The organism is Isoptericola jiangsuensis, assembly GCF_002563715.1.
Taxonomy (GTDB): Bacteria; Actinomycetota; Actinomycetes; order Actinomycetales; family Cellulomonadaceae; genus Isoptericola; species Isoptericola jiangsuensis.
The window spans coordinates 778,886-801,643 of sequence record NZ_PDJJ01000001.1 but is presented as its reverse complement, the minus strand read 5'-3'; the positions used below and the strand labels follow the sequence as shown (position 1 = coordinate 801,643).

Sequence of the window (22,758 nt, the reverse complement as noted above, 5' to 3'; positions counted from 1 at the left end):
GGAGACACGAACGACGAGGGGGCCGCCCACATGGTGGGCGGCCCCCTCGTCGTGCCGGAGGTGGGGCGGGCGGGTCAGCGCGGGAGCGGGGCGAAGCCGCCGCGGGCGCCCGTGTCCTGCGCGAGGCGGTACGTGACCTCCGCGCCGCGGTCCGCGGCCAGGGTCCAGGTCTGGCGCTCGACGGCGCCGTCGGCGCGGTAGTCGATCGTCAGGTGGTCGTAGGCGCGGCCGTCGGTGCGGCGGCCCACGACGGCCAGCGGGGCGCCCGGGCAGGACGTGCCCAGGATCGCGGCGAACTCGGCCGTGCCGAGCGCGGGGAGCTCGTGCAGGGCGCGGACCTGCGCCGTCGTCGTGGCACCCACGACGAGCTGCTCGCGGGTGACGTCCGGGTAGGCGTGCTCGGCGGTGGCGGTGCGGGGGCGGGTGGCGGTCGGCGTGGGCACAGGGGTGTCCTCTCGTGGGGCCGGGGAGGCCGGGGCGTCAGGGGTCGTCCGGGGCCGCCGCGTCGCGAGGACGGGCGGTCGGGCAGGGTGGGGCGGGGGTCGGAGCCTTCTCGCTCAGACCGGCTGGTCGGCGCGGTCCTGCTCGCAGGTGCGGCAGATCCCGCGGAACGTGACGTCGGCGGCGAACACGCGCATGCCGTGGTCGTCGGACGGTGTCAGGCACGGGGAGTGCCCGACCACGCAATCGACGTCCTCGACACGGCCGCACACCACGCACTGCACGTGGTGGTGGTTGTCGCCGGTCCGGGTCTCGTACTGGGCACCGCTGGAGTCCGGCAGGTCGGTCCGTCGCAGCAGGCCGCGGGTGTGCAGGTCCTGGACGATGTTGTGGACCGCCTGGGGCGACGTCGAGGGGAGCTCCTGGCGGAGCCCCTGGTAGACGTCGGACGCGGTGACGTGCGGGTGCCGGTCGATGTACGCGAGGGCCGCGACCCGTCCGGCGGTCGCGCGCAGCCCGTGCTCCCGGAGGACGTCCGCCCGGTCGGAGGCTGCGTGCGAGGTGTCGTTCATGGGTACCACCCTAGGCTCCTTTTTTGATCCAGTCAAAACTTTGATTGCTTACCGCTGCGATCTGCGGCGGGACCCCTCGTACGCTGGACCGGTGAGCAGCCCCGCCTCGTACACCCTCCCCGGCGTCCACGTCACCGACCGCACCCTCCCGGTCCCGCTCGACTGGTCGAACCCCGACGACCCTCGCACCCTCACCCTGTTCGTCCGCGAGCTCGTCGACCCGGCCCGCCGCGACGACGACCTCCCCCTGCTCGTGTTCCTCCAGGGCGGCCCCGGCGGCAAGGGACCCCGCCCCACGGGCCCCGACGGCTGGCTCGGCACCGCGCTCCAGCGGTTCCGCGTCGTCCTGCTCGACCAGCGCGGCACCGGTCGCTCGTCCGCCGTGCGGGCCGCCGCCCTCGCCGCGCTCGGCGACGGCGACACGCAGGCCGCCCACCTCGCGCGCTTCCGCGCCGACTCCATCGTGCGCGACGCCGAGCACGTCCGCACCACCGTGTACGGCGGACGCCGCTGGTCGTCGCTGGGCCAGTCCTACGGCGGGTTCATCACCCTCACCTACCTGTCGATCGCCCCCGAGGGCCTCGCCGCGTGCTACGTCACCGGCGGGCTCGCCGGCCTCACCGCCGACGCGAGCGAGGTGTACCGACGCACCCAGGCGCGCGTCGTCGCGAAGAACGCCCGCTACCGCGAGCGGTACCCCGACGACGTCGCGACGATCGCGCGCATCGCCGACCGCATCGCCGTCGGCGACGTCCGCCTCCCCGGCGGCGACCTGCTGAGCGTCGAACGCTTCCAGTCGCTCGGCATGGCGTTCGGCATGGGACCCGGCTTCGAGAAGGTCCACTGGATCGTCGACGAGGCGTTCGACCTCGACGCCGCCGGCGACCCCACCGACGACCTCACCGACACGTTCCTCGCCGAGGTCGAGGCCGCCACGTCGTTCGCCACCAACCCGATGTACGCCGTCCTGCACGAGTCCATCTACGCCCACGGCGGCGCCCCGACGGCCTGGGCCGCGCAGCAGGTGCGCGACACCGACCCCGCGTTCGCGCCCGGAGCCCGCCCTCTGCTGTTCACCGGCGAGATGATCTACCCCTGGATGTTCGACCAGGTCGCCGCGCTGCGCCCCTTCCGCGACGCCGCGCACGCGCTCGCCGCCCGCGACGACTGGGGCGCCCTCTACGACCTCGACGTCCTCGCCGCCAACGAGGTCCCGCTGGAGGCCGCCGTCTACTTCGACGACATGTTCGTCGACGCCGACCTCTCCCTCGACACCGCCGCGCGGGTCCCCGGCGCCCGCACCTGGGTCACCAACGAGTTCGAGCACGACGGCCTGCGCGCCGGAGACGTCCTCGACCGCCTCCTCGACCGCATGGACGCCCGCGGCGGCGCCCTCCCCGACCGGGACCGCCCGCGTTCGTCCCACGGCTGGTTCGCGTACGCCCCGCTTTCAGGGCAGGTGTTCGTCCCGGGCGCCGACCAGGACTCCGACGAGTCCGGACCTGAGCAGCACACTCCCCGGGTCCGGACGGGCGGGAGCGACGCGGACGCGGACGAAGGGCGCGATGAGCCCGCCTCCCCGTGGGCCCGGTACTCGGTGCGCCTCATGAACGACTACGGTGCCGGATGGCCCCTGTGGGGCAAGCTCCCCACCCACGTCGAGCGTCGCATCGACGACGACCTGCGCGAACGCCTGCGAACCTGGGCGGCCACCTTCCAGGACCACTTCGACCACGAGGTCGGCTGGGACTCCCCCGACGTCGCGTCGGCCCACCTGGCCGACGGCGAACGCCTCGCCGACGACCTCCGCGCGGTCTTCCCGACCCCGTGGACCGTCCGCCTCGACGCGTGGGAGCACGGCAAGCGCTGACTCGGCGGCGACCGCGCTGACTCGCGGGATCCTGCGCTGACTCGCGAGTCAGCGCAGGATCCCGCGAGTCAGCGCAGTTCTGCGCGAGTCAGCGCTGGTTTCGGCGAGTCAGCGCGGGGTCGCGTCCGTCAGTGCTCGGCGCGGTGGCGACGGAACGGCTCCAGGCCCTCGTCGCCGAGCAGCGGGCCGACGACGTCGACCGTCGCCTCCGCGGCGGCGGCGGCGACGTCGGCGCAGCGCAGCGTGAAGCCGGGCGGGCCGGGGGCGACGGCGCGGATGTCGGCGGCGGCGGTGCCGAAGACGATGCGGGCGACGCCGGACCAGACGAGGGCGGCGGCGCACATGGGGCAGGGCTCGCCGGACGCGTACATGGTGGCGCCGACGACGTCGGGGCGGTCGGCGGTGGTGACGGCGCGGACGGCCTCGAGCTCGGCGTGGGACGTCGGGTCGCCGGTCTGCGCGACGGTGTTGCGGCCGGTGGCGAGGACGCGTCCGTCGGCGGCGACGAGCACGGCGCCGAACGGCTTGTTCCCGGCCGCGAGGGTGTCGTGCGCGAGCCGCAGCGCGGCGTCGAGACGGGTCCGGTCGAGGTCGGTCGGGTCGGTGGTCACGCTCGTCATCGTGCCTCCGGGGCCGGGTCGCCCGCCACCGGCGCCGCCGTGGGGCGCGCTCACGCGGACAGGTCCACGGGCAGGCCGCGGCCGGCGGCTCGGGCGGCGTCGACGAGCAGGCGTCCGATCGCGACGTCGAGCAGCCCGAGCCCGACGGAGTCGAACAGGGTGACCTCGTCGGCGGACCTGCGCCCCGCGGCCCGCCCGGTGACGACGTCCCCGAGTTCCGTGCGGCAGGCGTCGGCGTCGATGGCGCCCTCGGCGACGGCGAGCAGCGCGTCCCCGGACTCGTGCAGGGCCGTGGACACGGAGTCGACGACGATCCGGGAGCGGCGCATGGCCTCCCCGTCGACCTCCCGGTGGTCGGGGCGGGGCGGGGCGCCGACGACGTTGACGTGCAGCCCGGGGTGGAACCACTCGCCGCGCACGACGGGCTCGCGCGACGGCGTGAGGGTGCACAGGACGTCGGCGGACCCGACGGCGGCGGCCGGGGTGTCGACGCGGGTCACCTTGAGGTCGGGGTGGCGGGCGCCGACCTGCGCGGCGAGCGTGGCGGCGGTCGCGTCCGACCGGGTCCAGAACACGACGTGCTCGACGGGCCGCACCGCGGCGAGCGCGCTGACGTGCTCCAGCGCGAGCCCGCCGGCGCCGACGAGCCCGACGACGCGGGCGTCGTCGGGGGCGAGCCAGCGGGTGGCGACGGCGCTGGCGGCGGCGGTGCGCAGCCGGGTGGGCAGGCCGCCGTCGAGGATCGCGACGGGGGCGCCGTCGTGGGCGTCGGCGAGGACGAGCACGGACCGCTGGGCGGGGAGCCCTCGCTGCCGGTTGCCCGGGACGTCGGCGAGCAGCTTGGACCCGGCGAGCCCGGCGCGGCCCGACACGGCCGTCATGGGCAGGAAGTGCGCGGCGTCGTCGAGCGCGGCGACGCTCAGCGGGGCCTGCGCGGCGGTGCCGTCCGCGAGGTCGGCGAACGCCTGCTCGACGACGGCGACGACGTCGGCGGGCGTGACGAGCCCGGTGAGGTCGGTGCGGGTGAGGACGAGCGGCACGGGGCCTCCAGCGGTCGGGCGGGTCGCGAGGGTGGCCGGCGCGGGGCCGGACGAGGGGCGGGTCGGGGTCGGGGTCATGCGAGCCGCCCCTGGCGGACGAACGAGGTGGTGAGCCCGGCGGGCGGGCGGCTGTGGGTGACGAGGCCCGCGACGGCGAGCAGCGCGAGGACGTACGGCAGCATGACGAGCAGGGCGAAGGGCACGTCGAGCCCGAGGGCGGGGAGCGTGAACTGGAGGGCCTGCGCGACGCCGAACACGAGGGCGGCGACGGCGACGCCGACGGGCCGCCAGCTGCCGGCGATGACGGCGACGACGGCGAGGTAGCCGGTGCCGGCGGTCATGTTGTCGGTGAAGGTGTGCACCTCGGACAGGGCGAGCTGGGTGCCGGCGAGCCCGGCGAGCAGCCCGACGACGAGCACGGCGGCGGACCGGACGCGCAGCACGGGGATGCCGGACCGGTCGGCGCTGGCGGCGTCCTCCCCGACGGCGTCGAGGGCCAGGCCCCAGCCGGTGCGGCGGGTCGTGAGGGCGGCGAGCACGACGACGACGGCGATGAGCGCGTACCCGAGGCCGGTCTGGCGGAACAGCGCGGGGCCGAGGACGGGGATCTCCGCGAGGAACGGGACCTCGACGCGGGAGAACCCGGGCACGGGGGTGCCCCGCTCCAGCACGAGGCGGGCGCCGAACGTGGTCCCGGCGAGCGCGAGCGCGTTGACGGCGAGCCCGGTGACGATCTGGTCGGCGCGCAGCCAGACGGACAGGGCGGCCTGGAGCGCGCCCACGGCGATCCCGGCGAGGGCCCCGCACGCGACGCCGGTGAGCGCGGAGCCGCTGGCGGTGGCGCCGACGACGGCGGCGAACGCGCCGGTGAGCATCATGCCCTCGACGCTCATGGTGAGGACGCCGGCGCGCTCCCCCACGAGCTCGCCGCTGGCGGCGACGAGCACGGGGATCGCGAGGGCGATGCTGGCGACGAGCAGGTCGGTGAGTGTGGGGATCATCGCGTGACCTCCGTTCCGGTGCGGGGGCGGCGGGCGTGCGCGCGTCGAGGTCGTCGGGGCGTGCGGCGCACGGCCCAGATGGCGGTGCCGGCGACGCCGAGGATGAGGAGGCTCTCGAGGATCTGCGTGATGGAGGCGGGCACGCCCGCGGCGAGCTGGAGGTTGATGCCGCCGGAGACGAGGAACCCGAGGACGGTCGCGATGCCGACCGCCGCGGTGAACGACCCGCGGGCGAGGAGCCCGACGACGAGGCCGGAGAACCCGTAGCCGGAGGACAGCCCGTCGTCGAGCACGTGGGGCGCGGACGCGACGAGCACGCCCCCGGCGACGCCGGCGGCGGCGCCCGCGGTGGTGAGCGAGGAGAACCGCAGGCGGTCCACGGGCAGGCCGAGCCGCAGGGAGGCGGCCCGGGACCGCCCGACGGCGGCGAGCCGCACGCCGGTGGCGGTGCGACGCAGCACGGTCGCGGCGACGGCGGCGCCCGCGAGGGCGAGGACGACGGCGACGGTCGCGGGCGAGCCGGGCAGGCCGAGCAGCGGCAGGTGGGTGGCCTCGACGAGCGGCGCGGACTGCGGCAGCGTCTCCGAGCTGGTCACGGGCTGGCGCAGCAGCGCCTCCTCGTGGACGCTCAGCACGAGCACGGCCGCGCCGACGAAGTTCAGCAGCAGGGTGGTGATGACCTCGCTGACGCCGCGGCGCACGGCCAGCCAGGCCGCGATCGCGGCCCACGCGGCACCGCCGGCCGCCGCGGCGAGCAGCAGCAGCGGCAGCGCCACGACGGGCGGGACGCCCTCGGGCAGCGTGGTGCCGACCGCGGTCGCGGCGACCGCCCCGACGCAGATCTGCCCCTCGCCGCCGACGTTGACGAGGCCCGCCCGGTGCGCCACGAGGAAACCGGTGGCCACCAGCAGCAGCACCGCGGCCACGTTGAGGGACGAGCCGATCGCGTACGGCGTGCCGATCATGCCCTCCCCCAGCGCCACCGCCGCCTCGACGGGTGTCGCACCGGCGAGCGCGGCGAGCGCCGTGCTGACGGTCAGGGCGCCGACGACGGCGGCGAGCGGCACGAGCACGGGTCGGGCGTCGAGCACCCGGTCCCGGACCGTCCGGGCGGGACGAGGGGACGCGCCGGCGGGCGGTGTGGGACCCGGGGCGGTCCCGCCGGGCGGCGCCTCGGCGGTCGGTGCCGCGTCCGAGGGGCCGGGGTCGGTGACGACCGGGTCCGTCGAGGTGGGGACGGTCATGAGCGGGCTCCCGTCATGAGGTGGGCGACGCGGTCGCGCGCGTCCGGGTCGGCGGTGGGGACGGGGTCGCTCAGGGCGCCCCGGTAGGCGACGTGCACGCGGTCGCACAGCGCGAGGAGCTCGGACAGCTCGCTGGACACGACGAGCACCCCCACCCCGGCGTCCGCGGCGGCCCGCAGGTGCCCGACGACGGCGTCCACGGCGCCGAGGTCGAGGCCGCGCGTCGGCTGGGCGGCGACGACGCAGCGCAGCGGGTCGAGGCTGAGCTCGCGGGCGAGCACCGCCTTCTGCTGGTTGCCGCCGGACAGCGACGACATCGGGGCGTCGAGGCTCGCGGCGCGCACGTCGAACCGGTGGGCGAGGTCGGCGGCGGTGTCCCGCATCGCCCGCCGGTCGAGCAGGCCGAGCCGCCGGAACCGGTGCAGGCGGCCGAGCAGCAGGTTGGTGGTGACGCTCAGCGAGGCGACGACGGCCTCGTGGTGGCGGTCCTCCGGCACCACCCCCAGCCCGAGCGCGGTGCGACGGCGGGGGGCCGCGGCGGTGACGTCGGCGCCGGCGAGGAGCACCCGACCCTCCGTGGGCCGGACGGCGCCGGACAGCGCGGCCACGAGCTCGCTCTGCCCGTTGCCCTCGACGCCCGCGATCCCGACGATCTCGCCGGGCCGGACCTCCAGGTCCACACCGTCGACGCGGCGCGCCCCGGCGTCGTCGACCACCACCAGGCCGCGGACGGCGAGCACGGGTGCCGTGGCCGTGGCGTCCTCGGCGGTGGCGGTCGGCCCGGGGGACGCCGACGTGCCGGCCCTCTGGGTCGAGGTGGGCGGGGCCGCCGCGGGCGAGCCGCCGGTCCCGCCCGGGCCGGCGCCGTCGGACCGGGGGTCCAGGACGCCGACGCTCGCCGCGAGGACGGGGTCCAGCGTGGACGAGTCGCGGCCGACCATGAGGCCCACGAGGTCGGGCGCGGTGAGCCCGGTGGCGCCGTCGCGGGCCAGCGGACCGCCCCCGACGACGCGTCCGCCGCGCAGGACGGTCGCGCGGTCGCCGACGCGCATCACCTCGGCGAGCTTGTGCGTCACCAGCACGACGGCGGTGCCGGACGCGGCGACGCGACGGCACGTGTCGAGCAGCCCGTCGATCTCGTCGGGCCCGAGGACGCCGGTCGGCTCGTCGAGCAGCAGCAGCCGGGGCCGGTCGAGGAGCGCCTTGACGATCTCGACGCGCTGGCGCGCCCCCACGCTGAGCGACCCGGCGGTCGCGGCGGGGTCGACGTGCAGGCCGAGGGTCTCCTCGATGGCGGCGAGCCGTCGGGCCAGGCCCGCGCGGTCCGGGCGCAGCCGCCGCACGCCCCGGCCGAGCAGCAGGTTCTCCTCGACGGTGAGCGTCGGCACGAGCGAGAAGTGCTGGTGCACCATCGCGACGCCCCGGGCGAGGGCGTCCGCGGGCGACGTCGGCGCGTACGGTTCCCCGCCGAGCCGGACCTCGCCTCGCGTCGGGGGCAGCGACCCGAACACGATGTTGCACAGCGTCGACTTCCCGGCGCCGTTCTCGCCGAGCACGCAGTGCACCTCCCCCGCGGCGACCTCCAGGTCGACCGTGTCGAGGGCCGTGTGGGCGCCGAACACCCGGGTCACGCCGTGCAGGCTCAGCGCCGGACGGGCCACGGCGTCGTCGTGCCCGGCGCGGGCCGCCAGGAGCGGCGGGAGGGTGGTCGACATCCTGGGTCTCCTCTCGACGGGGACCGCCCGGCCCGGCACGAGGCCGGGCCGGGCGGGGCGGGTCAGTACGCGGCGACCTCGCCGGCGGCCAGCGCGGCCGTCAGCTCGTCGAGCGTGGCGGCCGTGTCGGCGTCGTCCGTGCAGAGCACGAACTCCGTGCCGCCGAGGTCGGACGTCAGGCCGAACGGCACCTGCGCGGCCTCCCACGTGCCGTCCAGCACGGACTGCACGGCGTGCTCGACCTCGGTGCCGATGTCGGTGCGGACGTACCCGACGTACGGGCCGTCGGCGGGGCACTCGCCGGGGACGGGGCCGCCGATCATCGACGCGCCCGCGTCCTGGGCGGCCTGCTCGATGCCCTGCTTGCCCAGGTTGACGATCTGCCCGACGACGTCGACCCCGACGCCGTAGTTCGCGGCCGCGGCCTGCTTGGCCTTCGCCGGGTCGTTGAAGTCGCCGATGTACTGCGGGGTGACGACCTCGGTGCCCGGCACCGCGGCCTCGGCGCCGTTCGCGAACGCGACGGACGCGTTGACGATGGCGGGCAGCTCCACGCCGCCGATGAACCCGACCTTGCCCGACTCGGACGACAGCGCCGCGACGGCGCCCGACAGGTACTCGGCCTCCGCCTGCTGGGGGTCGTAGTAGGCGAGGTTGTCCAGCGGCTCGGCGTCGGCGGGACCGCCGATCTCGACGAACTTCACGTCGGGGAACTGGGGGGCGACCTTGCGCAGGTCGGCGTCGGTCTGCCCGCCGACGGAGATGACGAGGTCGGACGTGCTGGCGAACCGCTGGAGGGTCTGCTCGTAGTCGGCGGCGGCGACCTCCTCGACGAACGACAGCTCGACGGCGTCGCCGTGCTCCTCCGCGGCCCGCTCGTACCCGAGGTAGGCGGACTCCATGAAGCCGGTGTCCGAGGTCGAGCCGGGCAGGAACACCCCGACGGTCAGGGGCTCGGCGCCGTCGGCGGGCGCGTCGTCCTCGGCCTCGGCGGTCGTGCTGCAGGCGGTCAGGACGACGAGGCCGCCCGCGAGGAGGGCGCCGACGGCGGCGCGGCGGCCACGGTGGCGCAGGGCGGTGGGGCGGGACGGGACGGCGGCGGGACGGGTGCTGCGCATGGGGTCCTCCAGGTCGAGTTAGCGGTATACCACTAACTCGGAGTCTGCTGACCCGTTGTTTCCATCACGTCAATCGGCCGTAAATGCTGCGTGACCGCTGCCGAGGGCCGCCCGGCCGTCGATCGACGAGGGCCGCGGCACGCTCCCCCGGCGCAGCGCGCCGCCCCGCAGCGGCGGTCCGGCTCAACGGTCGGTCGGCCGGCAGGAGCCCCGGCCGGTCAGGCGCCCGACCGCTGGCGGTTCCGGGTCCGCGTCACCTCGACCGGGTCGATGGGCGCCGACGCCCACGACGCCGCGAGCGCCAGCGACGGCTCCCGACCGGACGTCACGTGCCGGTGCGCGAGCGCCGCGACGGCGTCGGCGTCCCGCTCCCGGATCGCCGCCAGCATGGCGGCGTGCTCCTCGCACTGCTCGTGCGTGTCGCGCTGCTTGGTCAGGTGGAACAGCCAGCGCACCCGCGCGTCCAGCGGCGCCAGCATGGAGCGCAGCAACGGGTTCCCGCACGCCTGCACCACGGCGGCGTGGAACCCGGCGTTCGCCGCGGCCGTCGCGGCGTCGTCGTGCCGCGCCAGCGCGTCGCGGGCGGCGTCGACGGCGTCCGCCATCGCCGCGAGATCGGCGTCCGACCGCTTGAGCGCCGCCAGCCGGAACGCCAGCACCTCCACGCTCTCGCGCACCTCGAACAGCTGCTCGACGTCGGCCCGCGTGAACGGCGCCACCAGGGCGCCCTGGCGCGGGACCAGCACCACCAGGCCCTCGCTCTCCAGCTGGTGCAGCGCCTCCCGCAACGGCACCCGGGACACCCCGAGCTCGGCGGCGATGTCCCGTTCGACCAGCCGCTGCCCCGGGTGCAGGTCGAGGCCGATGATGCGCGCCTTCAGCGTCTCGTAGGCCGTCTCGCGCAGCGAACGGCGCTCGCCGTCCGCGGGAGCAGGGGTCGTCATCACGCCCCGATCCTAAGGATCGCTGCCCCGCCCGACCCGACGGCGCCCGTCAGCGGGTCCACAGGTACGGCGTCGTCGTCGACACCTTCACCAGGCCGGAGCGTTCCAGGATGGGACGGGAGAGCTCCGTGGAGTCGCTGTGCAGGTACCGCCGCCCTCGGTCGAGCGCCGACCTCGCCCGCGCCGCCGTCAACGCCCGGTAGATCCCCTGCCCGCGCCACCCCGGACGTGTCGCACCGCCCCACAGGCCCGCGAAGTCCGTGCCCGCGACCGGCTCCAGCCGCCCCGCGCTCACGACCTGCCCGCCCGACTCCGCGACCCAGAGCTCCATCCCGGGGAACGCCTCCTGCCGCTGGAGCATCTGCTCCGTGTGACCGGACGTGACCGGGTCGTCGCCGAAGACCTCGTCGACCATGGCCGTCATCGCCCGCACGTCCGCCTCGGAGGTCACGCGACGCAGGCGCACCCCGGCCGGCAGGTCGACGTCGACGGCCAGCGCCGTCGCCTCCCCGACCATGACCGACTCCGGCTCCTGGGCCACGAACCCGCCCGCGACCAGCGCCTCGTGCAGACCCGGCGCGACGTCGTGGCCGCGCGTCTTCCACTCGACCACCCTCACCGCCGGATCACCCCGGAAGTGCTCGACCGCCGCCCCGACGAGCTCGCGGACGCCCGCCGCGTCCACGCCCGCCAGGTCCCGGTAGGTGACGTGCCCGTGGCCGCCCGGGAAGGTCGCCAGGTGCAGCGGCCCGTGCCGCCCGACCGCGCCGGCACCCGCCGTCTCGGCGTCGGTCCGCAGCTGGTCGTCGTAGGCGGCGAGCAGCGCCGCACGGTCCGACGTCGAGGCAGGGCTCATGTCCGGCATCGTCCCACGCGAGCGGCGCGGAACCTTTGCCGCCACCCTCCCGTTGCACAGTCGCGTCCCTGCCACCAGGGTGGGGACGGACCTGGAGGGAGATCGTGGACGCCGACACCTGGTGGAACATCGCGCTGGTACTGGGATTCGTGCTGCTGGGAGGTGTGTTCGCCGGCACCGAGTTCGCCCTGGTGTCGCTGCGCGAGAGCCAGATCGACCAGCTGGAGCAGCGCGGGTCGCGCGGCCGCCGCGTCGCAGCGGTCGCCCGGGACCCCAACCGGTTCCTCGCCGCCGTCCAGATCGGCGTGACCGTCGCCGGGTTCTTCTCCGCCGCGTACGGTGCGTCGACGATCGCGCCCGACGTCGCCCCGCTGCTGGAGTCCGCGGGACTCGCGCCGGCGCTCGCCGCGAACGTCGCCCTCATCACGATGACGCTGATCATCGCGTACGCCTCCCTGGTGCTGGGCGAGCTCGTGCCGAAGCGCATCGCGCTGCAGCGCTCCACCCAGTTCGCGCTGGTCGTCGGGCCGCCGCTGGAACGGTTCTCCGTGCTCATGCGGCCCGTGATCTGGCTGCTGTCCCGCTCGACGGACGCCGTCGTGCGACTGCTCGGCGGCGACCCGGACGCCCGCTCGGAGGAGATCTCCGAGACCGAGCTGCGTGACCTCGTCTCCGCCCACCCGGGCCTCGACGAGGAGGAGCGCCGCATCCTCACCGACGTGTTCCTCGCCACCGAGCGCACCCTCGCCGAGGCGATGCGCCCCCGCGGCGACGTCGTCTTCCTCGAGGCCGGCACGACCGTCGCGGACGCGATCGAGCGGACGAAGGACGGCCCGTACTCCCGCTATCCCGTCATGGGCGACGACTTCGACGACGTCGTGGGGTTCGTGCACGTGCGCGACCTCGTGCGAGGGGCGGCCACGCCCTCGGACGAGCGCACCCTGCGCGACGTCGCCCGTCCCGTGCTCGAGCTGCCGGGCACCAACCGGCTGCTGCCGTCGCTGTCCGCGATGCAGCGCGAGCAGACGCACATGGCGGTCGTGCGCGACGAGTACGGCGGCACCGACGGCATCGTCACGCTGGAGGACCTCCTGGAGGAGCTCGTCGGCGACATCCGCGACGAGCACGACCCCGGCGAGGAGACCCTGGCCACGGGCGAGGTCGAGGCCGGCCTCACCATCGAGGACTTCGCCCGCACCACGGGCGTCGAGCTCCCCGAGGGCCCGTACGAGACGGTCGCGGGCTACGTGCTGGCGCAGCTGGGACGCCTCGCCGAAGTGGGTGACGTCGTCGAGATCGAGGACCGCACCCTCACGGTGACCGACGTCGAGAAGCAGCGCATCCGCGCGGTCCGTCTCGACGCCGCCGTCCAGGACGCCGACGCGCCGTCCGACGTCGACGCCCGCTGACCCGCCGGAGCCGCGCTGACCGGCGGAGACCCGCGCTGACTCGCGAGAGCCTGCGCTGACTCAGCGACACGAGCGCTGACTCGTGGGGAACTGCGCTGACTCGCGGGGAACTGCGCTGACTCGCGGGATGCGGGCCGCAGCGTCGAAGGTCGGCGGAGGGTGCCGCGCGTCGTCGTCGGACCCGAAGTGGAGGGCCCCCTGGGGCCCGTGAACGCGACGACGCGCGGCACCCTCCGCCGACCGGAACACGACCCGACCCGACCCGAAGAACCAGACCCGCATCGACCCCGTCAGGTGGCCGGGTCGTCCGCAGGGGCGTGCCGTTCGAGGAACCGGTAGACGTCGGTGTCGTCGACGCCGGGGAACACGCCCCGGGGCAGGGCGGCGAGGATCTGCTGGTGCATGCGGGCGCTGGGCCACGACGCCCCTTCCCAGCGCTGCGCGAGGTCCGTCGGGGGGCGGCGGCAGCAGGCGGGGTCGGGGCAGGTGGAGGCGTGGCGCACCTGGGTGTCGCGGCCGCGGAACCACTTCGCGTGCGCGTAGGGGACGCCGACGGTGACGGAGAACCGGCGGCCGTCACCGGTGGAGCCGGTCTGGGTGGAGTCCCAGAAGGTGCCGGCGGGGGTGTCGGTGTACTGGTAGGACTCGGCGGCGCGGTCGCGGCGGGTGAACGCCTCGCGGGCGGGCCAGCGGCGGCAGACGAGCTGGCCCTCGATGGCGCCGGTGACGTCCTGCGGCAGCGGCAGGCCGTCGTTGGCGTACCCGCGGAACAGCGCGCCGTCGTCGCCGACGCGCAGGAAGTGCAGCGGGATGCCGAGGTGGACGGTGGCGAGGTTGGTGAGGCGCATGGCGGCGGCCTCGTGGGTGACGCCGAACGCGTCGCGGAAGTCCTCGACGGCGAGGTCCTTGGCCTTCTTGCGCTGGTCGAGGAACGTGACGGCGGCGTCCTGCGGGATGAGGCAGGCGGCGGCGAAGTAGGTGATCTCGACGCGCTGGCGCAGGAACTCGGCGTAGGAGCGGGGGCGTTCGTGGCCGAGGACGCGGTGGGCGACGGCCTGGAGGGCGAGGGAGCGCAGTCCGTGGCCGCCGGGGGTGGAGGCGGGCGGCAGGTAGATGCGGCCGTTCTTCCAGTCGGTGACGGAGCGGGCGGAGCGGGGCAGGTCGTCGACGTGGAGGATGGTGAGCCCGAGGTCGCCGGCGATGCGGGCGACGGTGTGGTGGGTGAGCGCCCCGCCGGTGTAGCCGGCGCGGCGGGTCATCTCCTCGGCGAGCTCCTCGATGTGCGGGAGGTGGTTGTCCCGTTCCTCGCGTTCGCGGCGCAGCACGGTGTTGGCGCGGCGCGCCTCCTCGGGGGTGGCGATGGCTTCCTCGTCGCGGCGGACGAGCTCGTCGTGGAGGCCGACGAGCTGTTCGAGGACGGGCACGGGGAGCTTCTGGCTGGGTCTGACGGCGGGGAGGCCGAGGGCGGCGAACCGGGGGGCGCGCTGGGCGCGTTCGAGGGCGATCTCGAGGGCGGCGCGACGCGAGGGCGGTTCGTCGGCGAGGAGGTCGGCGAGGGGGACGCCGAGGGCGTCGGCCAGGGCGCGCAGCAGGGAGAGGCGGGGTTCGCGGCGGCCGTTCTCGACGAGCGACAGGAGGCTGGGGGCGGCGTCGACCTGCCGCCCGAGGGCTTCGAGGGTGAGGCCGCGGGCGGTGCGGGCGTGGCGCACGCGGCGGCCGAGGGTGATGAGGTCGGGGGCGTCCGACGTCGGTCCGTCCGTCATGTCTTCACCGTACGTGAAGATTCGCGATTCTTGACAGCGATCTGGCTGGAAATGACGCCCTGTGCGGGCGCAGGGTGGAACCAGGACCCGTCGCCCCAGGACGTGGCCGGACAACGGACGGAGCAGTCATGACCTTCCTCGCGAACCCCCGCCGCACGCGGCTGGCCCTCGCCGAGCTCGCCCCCGACGCGCTGACGCCGTTCACCGCGACCGGGTCGGCGGGCGCGCGGCCGGCCACGCCCCTCGACGTGCGGGCGTGGGTCGCGGAGATCGCCGCCCTCACCCAGCCCGACGACATCGTGTGGTGCGACGGGTCGGCCGCGGAGAAGCAGCGTCTGGTCGACGGCATGGTCGAGGCGGGCACGCTGATCCCGCTGGCGCAGGACAAGCGCCCCGGCTCCTACCTCGCCCGGTCGAACCCGTCCGACGTCGCCCGCGTCGAGTCGCGGACGTTCATCTGCTCGCAGCGCGAGGTCGACGCCGGCCCGACGAACAACTGGCGCGACCCCGCCGAGATGCGGGCCGAGCTCGACGGCGTCTTCACGGGCTCCATGCGGGGCCGCACGATGTACGTGGTGCCGTTCTCGATGGGTCCGGTCGGCGGACCGATCTCGCAGGTCGGCGTCGAGATCACGGACTCCCCCTACGTCGTCGTGTCGATGCACGTCATGACGCGCGTGTCCGCGGAGGTGCTGCGGCTCATCGACGCCGGGCAGCAGTGGGTGCCGGCGGTGCACTCCGTGGGTGCGCCGCTGGTCGACGACGCCGGGGAGCGCGTCGAGGACGTCGCCTGGCCGTGCAGCGACACGAAGTACATCGTCCACTACCCGGAGTCGCGGGAGATCTGGTCGTACGGGTCGGGCTACGGCGGCAACGCGCTGCTCGGCAAGAAGTGCTTCGCGCTGCGCATCGCGTCGGCGATGGCCCGGGACGAGGGGTGGCTGGCCGAGCACATGCTGCTCATCCGTGTCACGTCCCCGGAGCAGCGCCAGTACCACCTGGCCGCCGCGTTCCCCAGCGCCTGCGGCAAGACCAACCTCGCGATGCTCCAGCCCACGATCCCGGGCTGGACCGTCGAGACGCTCGGCGACGACATCGTGTGGATGCGTCCCGGCCCCGACGGCTCGCTGCGCGCCATCAACCCGGAGGCCGGGTTCTTCGGCGTCGCGCCCGGCACCGGCGTCGAGACCAACCCGACCGCCATCGACACCCTCACCCACGACGTCATCTTCACCAACGTGGCGATGACGGACGACGGCGACGTCTGGTGGGAAGGCCTGACGCCCGAGGCGCCCGCACACCTGATCGACTGGCAGGGGAACGACTGGACGCCGGACAGCGGGCGCCCCGCCGCGCACCCGAACTCCCGGTTCACCGTCGCGGCGGAGCAGTGCCCGTCCATCGCGGACGTGTGGGAGGACCCGGCGGGCGTGCCCGTGGACGCGATCGTGTTCGGTGGTCGCCGCGCCTCCAACGTGCCGCTGGTCGCGCAGGCCACGAGCTGGGAGCACGGCGTGTTCCTGGGCGCCACCATCAGCTCCGAGCGCACCGCCGCGGCGGAGGGCGCGCTCGGCGAGCTGCGCCGCGACCCGTTCGCGATGCTGCCGTTCTGCGGCTACAACATGGCCGACCACTGGTCCCACTGGCTCCGGGTCGGGGCGTCCCTCGACCCGACCCGCCGCCCCAAGGTGTTCGGCGTGAACTGGTTCCGCCGGGACGCCGACGGCTCGTTCCTGTGGCCCGGGTTCGGTGAGAACTCCCGCGTCGTCAAGTGGATCGCCGAGCAGGTCGACCGGTCGCGCGGCACCCGCACGGACAGCGGCGCCGTCGCGTCCCCCGTGGGGCTGCTCCCCGCGCCCGGCGCGCTCGACCTGACGGGCCTGGACGTCACCGACGCCGCGATGGACGCCCTGTTCGACGTCCCCGCGGACGCCTGGCGGGCCGAGGCCGACCTCACCGAGGAGTTCTTCGACTCGTTCGGCACGAAGGTCCCGGCGGCCCTGCGCGAACAGCTCGCCCGGCTCCGCGGCCGCCTCGGCTGAGCCACCCCGACCCGGGCCCGCCGGAGAGGCACCGGCGGGCCCGCACCTCCCCGGCGCCGCGCGCCGGACGGGGCCGTCGCACCACCGTGCGACGGCCCCGTCGTCGTCCCCTCCGCGACCACCCGTCGCCCCTCCCCCGCGCGCAGCCCCGCCACCTGCGCGGATACAGTGGCCTCCCGTCCTCGACCACCGGGAGGCACGCGTGGGACCCCGCCCGACCACCCCTGACCTGGCGTGATCCACGGCCGCGACGCCGAGCTCGCCCGGGTGGATCGGCTCGCCGCCCCCGGCGCGTCGGGCGCCCTGCTCGTCGTCGGCGACCCGGGGCTCGGCAAGACGACGCTGCTGGACCACGCCGCCGAGCGCGCTCGGCGGGCGGGCCGGGCGGTGCTCACCGCCTGCGGCGACCCTGCCGAGCGGGACCTCGCGTTCGCGGCGCTGCACCAGCTCCTCCTGCCGCGCCTCGACCACCTCGACCGCCTGCCCGGCCCGCAGCGGCGGGCCCTGGGCGCCGCCCTCGGCCTCACCGAGGCCACCGCCGTCCCGGACCGCCTGCACCTCGCCGCGGGCGCCCTGACCCTCCTCGGGGAACCCGGCGACGACGGGTCGCACGGCGCGCCCGGCGACGACGACGGGCCGGGCACGCTCGTCGTCGTCGACGACCTCCACTGGTTCGACGACGCCAGCCGTGACGTCGTGCTGTTCTGCGCCCGCCGCCTGCCGGACGTCCCTGGCGGCCCCGGGCTCCTGGTGGCCACGCGTCCGCCGGCACCGGACACCACGCTGCCCCACGTCGTCCTGTCCCCGCTGGACGACGACGCCGCCGCGCGGGTGCTGGACGAGGCGCGGGCCGGGCTGGACGCGGCCGCACGGCGGCGGGTGCTGGGCCGGGCGGGCGGCAACCCGCTGGCCCTCGTCGAGCTGCCCGACATCGTGACGGACGGCCCGGAGGCGTCGTCGGACCGCCTGGACCGGTTGTGGGCCGACCGGCTGGCGGACCTCCCCGGGGTGACGCGACGCGTGCTGCTGCTCGCCGCCGTCGCGGACTCGGACGACCTGGCGGTGGTCGTCACGGCGGCCGGCCGGGCGACCGACCCGGGCGCCGCCGCGACCGGCGCTCCGGACGGTCCCGCACCCGGCCCGTGGGACGACGCGACCCTGGCCGCGTGGGCGCCCGCCGAGGCGGCGGGGCTCGTGCACCTGGACGACGGGCGGGTGCGGTTCCGGCACCCGCTGGTGCGCACGGCCGTGCGCGACGTCGCGCCGCTGGCCGAACGCCGGGGCGCGCACCTCGCCCTCGCCGAGGCGTCCACGGACCCCGACCGCCGGGCATGGCACCTGGCGGCGGCCGCCGTCGGGCCGGACGCGGACGCCGCGCAGGCGCTGGAGGACACGGCGGAGCGGGCCCGGCTGCGCGGCGGGTGGGCGGCCGCTGCTCGCGCCCTGGAGCGCGCGGGCGAGCTGTCGCCCGACCCGGCGGACGCCACGCGGCGGCTGCTGCTCGCGGCACCCGCCGCGATGTTCACCGGCCGCACCGACTGGGTGGAGAGGGTCGCGGCCCGCGCGCGGAGCCTGGCCCCGGACGCCGCGAGCCGGCACGAGGCCGACCTCTTCTCCGGGTGGGCGCTGGCCCAGACCGCCCGCCACGAGGACGCCGTGCGACGGCTGACGGCGCTCGCCCGGGCGACCCGCGACGACGACCCCGACCTGGCCGTGGCCGCCCTCGCCCCGGCGGCGGTCGCCGCGTACAACGGCGGGGAGGAGCACCTGCTCGACGAGGTCGGGGCGGCCCTGGCCGTCGTCGCACCCGAGGACGACGACCCGGTCGACGCCTGGGTGCGGGGCGCGGTCGCGCCGTTCGCGGCGGCGTCCCGCGCCGCGCTCGACCGGGCGGTGGCCACGCACGCCGACCTCGGCATCCGCGAGCTGGACGTGCTGGGCGGTGCCGCCTGGGTGCTGGACGAGACGCGTCTCGCGGAACGCCTGCTCGCCCGGCTGGTCGACCTGTTCGCCGACGGCCCCACGGCGGGCACGAACGCGCTGGTGTCGTCGACCCTGGCGGCCACGCGCCTGGAGCTCGGCCGGTGGGACGCCGCGCAGGCGTGCGCGGACGACGCGACCCGGCTGGCGCAGGAGACCGGCATGCCGCTGGTGGAGCTCACGGCCACGCTGACCACGGCGCACGTGGCGGTGCTGCGCGGGCAGGTCGGCACCGCCCGGGCGCTGGCGCGGCGGGTGCTGGCCGCCGTCGACCCGGACGTCACCCGGACCGTGGGGGTCCGGGCCCGGCTCGTGCTCGGCCTGGCCGAGCTCGTGGACGGGCGGCCCGAGGCCGCGCACGACGTCCTGCGGCGCGGGTTCACCACCGCCGGCGGGCCGGTGCACCGCCACGCCTCGGTCCACCTGCTGGTGCCGCTGGCCGAGGCGGCCGTCGCGGCCGGTCGCACCGCGGACGCCCGCGGCGTGCTGGCCGCCGTGGCGGAGCACGTCGGGTCGGAGCCGGGGCCGCGCGTGGCCGCGCTGCTGCACCAGGCGCACGGCCTGCTCGCCGGTGACGACCCGGTGGACGGCGGGGCGGCCGTCGACGGCGGGAGCGGCGGCGCACCCACCGCCGAGCAGCACCTGCGCGCCGCGCTGGCCGACCCGGCGGCGGCGACCTGGCCGTTCGAGCGCGCGCTGGTGCGGCTCCATCTCGGGGAGCGGCTGCGTCGCGACCGGCGGGTCAGCGAGGCCCGCACCGAGCTCAGCGCGGCCCTGGAGACGTTCGTGCGCCTCGGGGCGCGGCCGTTCGTGGAACGCGCGACGGCCGAGCTGCGGGCGGCGGGGGTGCGCGTCGCGGACCGCACCGCCGACCCCCTGGCGGACCTCACGGCGCAGCAGCAGCGCATCGTGCGGCTCGCCGCGCAGGGCCGCACCAACCGGGAGATCGCCGAACAGCTCTTCCTGTCGCCGCGCACCGTGGGATTCCACCTGTACCGGGTGTTCCCGCTGCTCGGGGTGACGTCCCGCGCCCAGCTCCGCGACGTCGTCGACCCGGCATGAGGCCACGGCCCGACCCACGACCAGTCATCTGACGGAAGCGCGGACGGCGTCCCGGCGGCGAGGGTGGTGACGTCCCCGTCCCGCCGAGCAGGGAGCCGTCATGACCGAGTCCAGCACCCCCCGTCGACCCGTGGTGTTCGTCCACGGCCTGTGGCTCCACGCCGACTCGTGGACGCCGTGGGTCGACCGGTACGCCGAGGCCGGCTACGCCCCCACCAACCCGGGCTGGCCGGGCGACTCCCCCACCGTGGAGGAGACCCGCGAGCACCCCGACCGGGTGGGCGGTCACGGCATCGACGACGTCGTGGCGCACCACGTCGAGATCATCGCGGGCCTGGCCGCCCCGCCGGTCGTCGTCGGGCACTCGTTCGGCGGGCTGATCGCGCAGCGCCTGCTCGCCGAGGGGCACGCGGCCGCCGCCGTCGCCATCGACCCGGCCCCCATGCGCGGCAACATCCTGCTGCCGCCGAGCTCGCTCAAGGTGGCATCCGTCGCGCTGCGCAACCCCGCGCACTTCTCCGGCGCCGTCGCCCTCACCCCCGACGAGTTCCGGTACGGGTTCGCCAACGAGCTCGCCGACGACGAGGCGGCCGCCCTGTACGACCAGTGGACGATCCCGTCCCCCGGTCGCCCCCTGTTCGAGGACGCCGCCGCGAACCTCCTGCCCGGTTCCCCCGCCCGCGTCGACACCCACGCCGACCGGGGCCCGCTGCTCCTCGTCGCCGGCGGCATGGACCACACGGTCCCGCCGTCGCTCACCCGGACCGCCGCGAAGCTCTACCGCAAGCACTCCCCCGCGGTGACCGACCTGATCGAGCTGCCCGACCGCGGGCACTCGCTCACCATCGACCACGGCTGGGCCGAGGTCGCCGACGCCACCCTCGCGTGGCTCAAGGAGAAGGGTCTGTAGACCATGCCGTTCCTCACCACCCCCGACGGGACCGACCTCTTCTACAAGGACTGGGGCACCGGCTCCCCCGTCGTGTTCTCCCACGGCTGGCCGCTCAACGCGGACGCCTGGGACCGCCAGATGTTCGCCGTGGTCGACGCCGGGTTCCGGGCCGTCGCCCACGACCGGCGCGGCCACGGCCGGTCCACGCAGACCGCGGACGGCAACCACATGGACCAGTACGCCGACGACCTCGCCGCGCTGCTGGACCACCTCGACCTCACGGACGTCGTCCTCGTCGGGCACTCGACCGGCGGCGGCGAGGTGGCGCACTACCTGGGCCGCCACGGGTCCGCGCGGGTGCGCAAGGCCGTGCTGCTGGGCGCCGTCCCGCCCCTCATGGTGCAGACCCCGGACAACCCGGCCGGCACCCCGAAGGCCGCGTTCGACGACATCCGGGCGGGCGTGCTCGCCGACCGGTCGCAGTTCTACCGCGACCTCGCCGTGCCGTTCTACGGCGCGAACCGCGACGGCGCGACCGTCTCCCAGGGCACGCTCGACCAGTTCTGGCGGCTGTCCATGCAGGCCGGGCTGAAGCCGGCCTACGACTGCGTCGAGCAGTTCTCCGAGGTCGACTACACCGACGACCTGCGCACGATCGACGTGCCCGTCCTCGTGGCGCACGGCGACGACGACCAGATCGTCCCCATCGAGGCCGCCGGGCTGCGGTCCGCGGAGATCCTCGCGGACGCCACCCTGCACGTGTACCCGGGTGCCCCGCACGGGCTCGTCGGCGCCTACGAGGAGGAGTTCACCAAGGACCTCGTGGCGTTCGTCCGCGACTGACCGCGCCGGGGTGGCCCGGTCCCCCGGGTCACCCCCCCTGCGTGCATCGAGCGTGCTGGCTTCGGACCTCATCCGGCTCCTTGAGGTTCGAAGCCAGCACGCTCGTCGCGTCCCGGGGGCCGGTCGTGGCGGTCAGTAGACCGTCCGCATGAGCTCGCGGACGTCCTGGAGGGTCGCCTCCGCGATCGCGTCCACCCGGGCGGCGCCCCGGGCGAGGGCGTCCGCGACGACGGCCGGACCCTCGGCGGCGAGGTCACGCCGCCGGGCGCGCAACGGGCGCAGCCCCTCCACGACCGCGTCGGTGACGAGCTCCTTGAGCCGTCCCGCCCCCGCGGGACCCACGGACTGCGCGAGCGCCTGCGGCGTCGTGCCGGCGAAGTGCGCCCCGATCCGCAGGAGGTTCGCCACCTCGGGACGTGTCTCGGGGTCGAACGTGATGTGCCGGTCGCCGTCGGTGCGGGCCCTGCGGAAGTACGCGGCCGTCTCGTCCTCGGACGCCCGCAGCTCGAGGACGTTGCCGCGCGACTTCGACATCTTCTCCCCGTCGTCGCCGAGCACCGTGGGGGTGTCGGTGAGCAGCGCGTCGGGCTCCGCGAAGTACGGCTGCGCGGCCGTGAACCGCTGGTTGAAACGACGTGCCACCGTGCGGGTGGTCTCCAGGTGCGGGAGCTGGTCGGTGCCGACGGGCACGAGGTTGCCGTGCACGGCCAGGATGTCCGCCGCCTGGTGCACCGGGTAGGTGAGCAGCAGCCCGGACATGCCGCGGCCCTGCCGTCGGGCGGCGTCCACCGCCTCCGCCTTGACCGTCGGGTTGCGCTCCAGCTCGCTGACCGTGACCAGCGCGAGGAACGGCAGGAGGAGCTGGTGCAGCGCCGGGACGGCGGAGTGCGCGAAGATCGTGCTCCGCGCCGGGTCGAGGCCCGCCGCGAGCTGGTCGAGGACCACCTCGCGGACGACGGCGGGCAGGTCGCCGGCATCGTCCCGGTCGGCGATCACCTGGTAGTCCGCGACCACCACGACGACGTCCACCCCCGCGTCCTGGAGCCGCACCCGGTTCTCCAGGGTGCCCACGAGGTGGCCGAGGTGCAGGGCACCCGTGGGGCGGTCGCCCGTGAGGACGCGGAACCGGCGCGGGTCGCACGCGATGAGCGCCTCGACCTCCGCGGAGCGGGCGCGGGCGGTGCGGACGGACGCCGTCTCGCCGGGGTGGGGGTCGACGCCTGCCGGAGGGACGGCGCTCGCGTCGAGGTCGGGGACGGTGGGGACGGGCTGGACGGTGGTGCTCATGAGGGGCTCCTTCGGTGGGGAGCGCCCGCCGGTGCCCGACGACGTGGGTGGAGACGACG

The 22,758-nt window shown here is 75.8% G+C and carries 18 protein-coding genes; 6 read left to right on the top strand and 12 right to left on the bottom strand.

What is annotated here, in order from left to right:
- Positions 1-74: 74 nt before the first annotated feature.
- Positions 75-443: a hypothetical protein gene (locus tag ATJ88_RS03615; RefSeq protein ID WP_098462653.1), complete on the bottom strand. Its 369-nt coding sequence runs from the start codon at positions 441-443 to the stop codon at positions 75-77.
- 114 nt (positions 444-557) lie between these two features.
- The gene (locus tag ATJ88_RS03610) at positions 558-1,013 is read right to left on the bottom strand and encodes a Fur family transcriptional regulator (protein WP_098462652.1); all 456 of its coding nucleotides are present in this window, start codon (positions 1,011-1,013) and stop codon (positions 558-560) included.
- A gap of 91 nt (positions 1,014-1,104) precedes the next feature.
- Here ATJ88_RS03610 and ATJ88_RS03605 point away from each other — a divergent pair, with 91 nt between their 5' ends.
- Entirely contained in the window at positions 1,105-2,883 is a 1,779-nt protein-coding gene (locus ATJ88_RS03605; RefSeq protein ID WP_342744835.1) for an alpha/beta fold hydrolase, read from the top strand.
- Between the two features lie 128 nt (positions 2,884-3,011).
- Here the strand turns inward: ATJ88_RS03605 and ATJ88_RS03600 are convergent, their stop codons facing one another.
- From ATJ88_RS03600 to ATJ88_RS03565, 8 genes are all read right to left on the bottom strand, one after another.
- Positions 3,012-3,494 carry a nucleoside deaminase gene (locus ATJ88_RS03600; RefSeq protein ID WP_211287457.1) on the bottom strand — a complete coding sequence of 161 codons (483 nt, stop codon included), beginning with the start codon at positions 3,492-3,494 and terminating at the stop codon, positions 3,012-3,014.
- 59 nt (positions 3,495-3,553) lie between these two features.
- The gene (locus ATJ88_RS03595; RefSeq protein ID WP_211287456.1) at positions 3,554-4,621 is read right to left on the bottom strand and encodes an ornithine cyclodeaminase family protein; all 1,068 of its coding nucleotides are present in this window, start codon (positions 4,619-4,621) and stop codon (positions 3,554-3,556) included.
- On the bottom strand, positions 4,618-5,544 hold the full coding sequence (locus ATJ88_RS03590; protein ID WP_098462650.1) for an ABC transporter permease: 927 nt from the start codon (positions 5,542-5,544) through the stop codon (positions 4,618-4,620). Before ATJ88_RS03590 ends, ATJ88_RS03595 begins: the two co-directional genes overlap by 4 nt.
- Positions 5,541-6,788, bottom strand: a complete 1,248-nt coding sequence (locus ATJ88_RS03585; protein WP_098462649.1) for an ABC transporter permease — start codon at positions 6,786-6,788, stop codon at positions 5,541-5,543. Before ATJ88_RS03585 ends, ATJ88_RS03590 begins: the two co-directional genes overlap by 4 nt.
- Positions 6,785-8,503 carry an ABC transporter ATP-binding protein gene (locus ATJ88_RS03580; RefSeq protein ID WP_211287455.1) on the bottom strand — a complete coding sequence of 573 codons (1,719 nt, stop codon included), beginning with the start codon at positions 8,501-8,503 and terminating at the stop codon, positions 6,785-6,787. Before ATJ88_RS03580 ends, ATJ88_RS03585 begins: the two co-directional genes overlap by 4 nt.
- Positions 8,504-8,565: 62 nt before the next feature.
- Positions 8,566-9,621, bottom strand: a complete 1,056-nt coding sequence (locus ATJ88_RS03575) for a BMP family protein (RefSeq protein ID WP_098462648.1) — start codon at positions 9,619-9,621, stop codon at positions 8,566-8,568.
- Positions 9,622-9,839: 218 nt separating this feature from the next.
- The gene (locus ATJ88_RS03570; protein WP_098465091.1) at positions 9,840-10,565 is read right to left on the bottom strand and encodes a GntR family transcriptional regulator; all 726 of its coding nucleotides are present in this window, start codon (positions 10,563-10,565) and stop codon (positions 9,840-9,842) included.
- Positions 10,566-10,614: 49 nt separating this feature from the next.
- Positions 10,615-11,421 carry a GNAT family N-acetyltransferase gene (locus ATJ88_RS03565; RefSeq protein WP_098462647.1) on the bottom strand — a complete coding sequence of 269 codons (807 nt, stop codon included), beginning with the start codon at positions 11,419-11,421 and terminating at the stop codon, positions 10,615-10,617.
- A gap of 104 nt (positions 11,422-11,525) precedes the next feature.
- On the opposite strand from ATJ88_RS03565, the gene ATJ88_RS03560 reads away from it, so the two are divergent.
- Positions 11,526-12,830 (top strand): hemolysin family protein, encoded by a 1,305-nt coding sequence (locus ATJ88_RS03560; protein ID WP_098462646.1) that lies wholly within the window; start codon positions 11,526-11,528, stop codon positions 12,828-12,830.
- 290 nt (positions 12,831-13,120) lie between these two features.
- Here the strand turns inward: ATJ88_RS03560 and ATJ88_RS03555 are convergent, their stop codons facing one another.
- Positions 13,121-14,593 carry an XRE family transcriptional regulator gene (locus ATJ88_RS03555; protein WP_098462645.1) on the bottom strand — a complete coding sequence of 491 codons (1,473 nt, stop codon included), beginning with the start codon at positions 14,591-14,593 and terminating at the stop codon, positions 13,121-13,123.
- Positions 14,594-14,721: 128 nt separating this feature from the next.
- On the opposite strand from ATJ88_RS03555, the gene ATJ88_RS03550 reads away from it, so the two are divergent.
- The 4 genes from ATJ88_RS03550 (at position 14,722) to ATJ88_RS03535 (ending at position 21,412) form a co-directional block, all read left to right on the top strand.
- Positions 14,722-16,635 (top strand): phosphoenolpyruvate carboxykinase (GTP), encoded by a 1,914-nt coding sequence (locus ATJ88_RS03550; RefSeq protein WP_098462644.1) that lies wholly within the window; start codon positions 14,722-14,724, stop codon positions 16,633-16,635.
- Positions 16,636-16,869: 234 nt separating this feature from the next.
- A complete protein-coding gene (locus ATJ88_RS03545) occupies positions 16,870-19,677 on the top strand; it encodes a helix-turn-helix transcriptional regulator (RefSeq protein ID WP_098462643.1) in 2,808 nt (935 codons plus the stop codon).
- Positions 19,678-19,777: 100 nt separating this feature from the next.
- Positions 19,778-20,587, top strand: coding sequence for an alpha/beta hydrolase (locus tag ATJ88_RS03540; protein ID WP_098462642.1), 810 nt, complete (start codon positions 19,778-19,780; stop codon positions 20,585-20,587).
- Between the two features lie 3 nt (positions 20,588-20,590).
- Positions 20,591-21,412 (top strand): alpha/beta fold hydrolase, encoded by an 822-nt coding sequence (locus tag ATJ88_RS03535; RefSeq protein WP_098462641.1) that lies wholly within the window; start codon positions 20,591-20,593, stop codon positions 21,410-21,412.
- A 132-nt stretch (positions 21,413-21,544) separates the two neighbouring features.
- Here ATJ88_RS03535 and trpS read toward each other — a convergent pair whose 3' ends face one another.
- Positions 21,545-22,699, bottom strand: a complete 1,155-nt coding sequence (gene trpS / locus ATJ88_RS03530) for a tryptophan--tRNA ligase (RefSeq protein WP_098462640.1) — start codon at positions 22,697-22,699, stop codon at positions 21,545-21,547.
- Between the last annotated feature and the right edge of the window lie 59 nt (positions 22,700-22,758).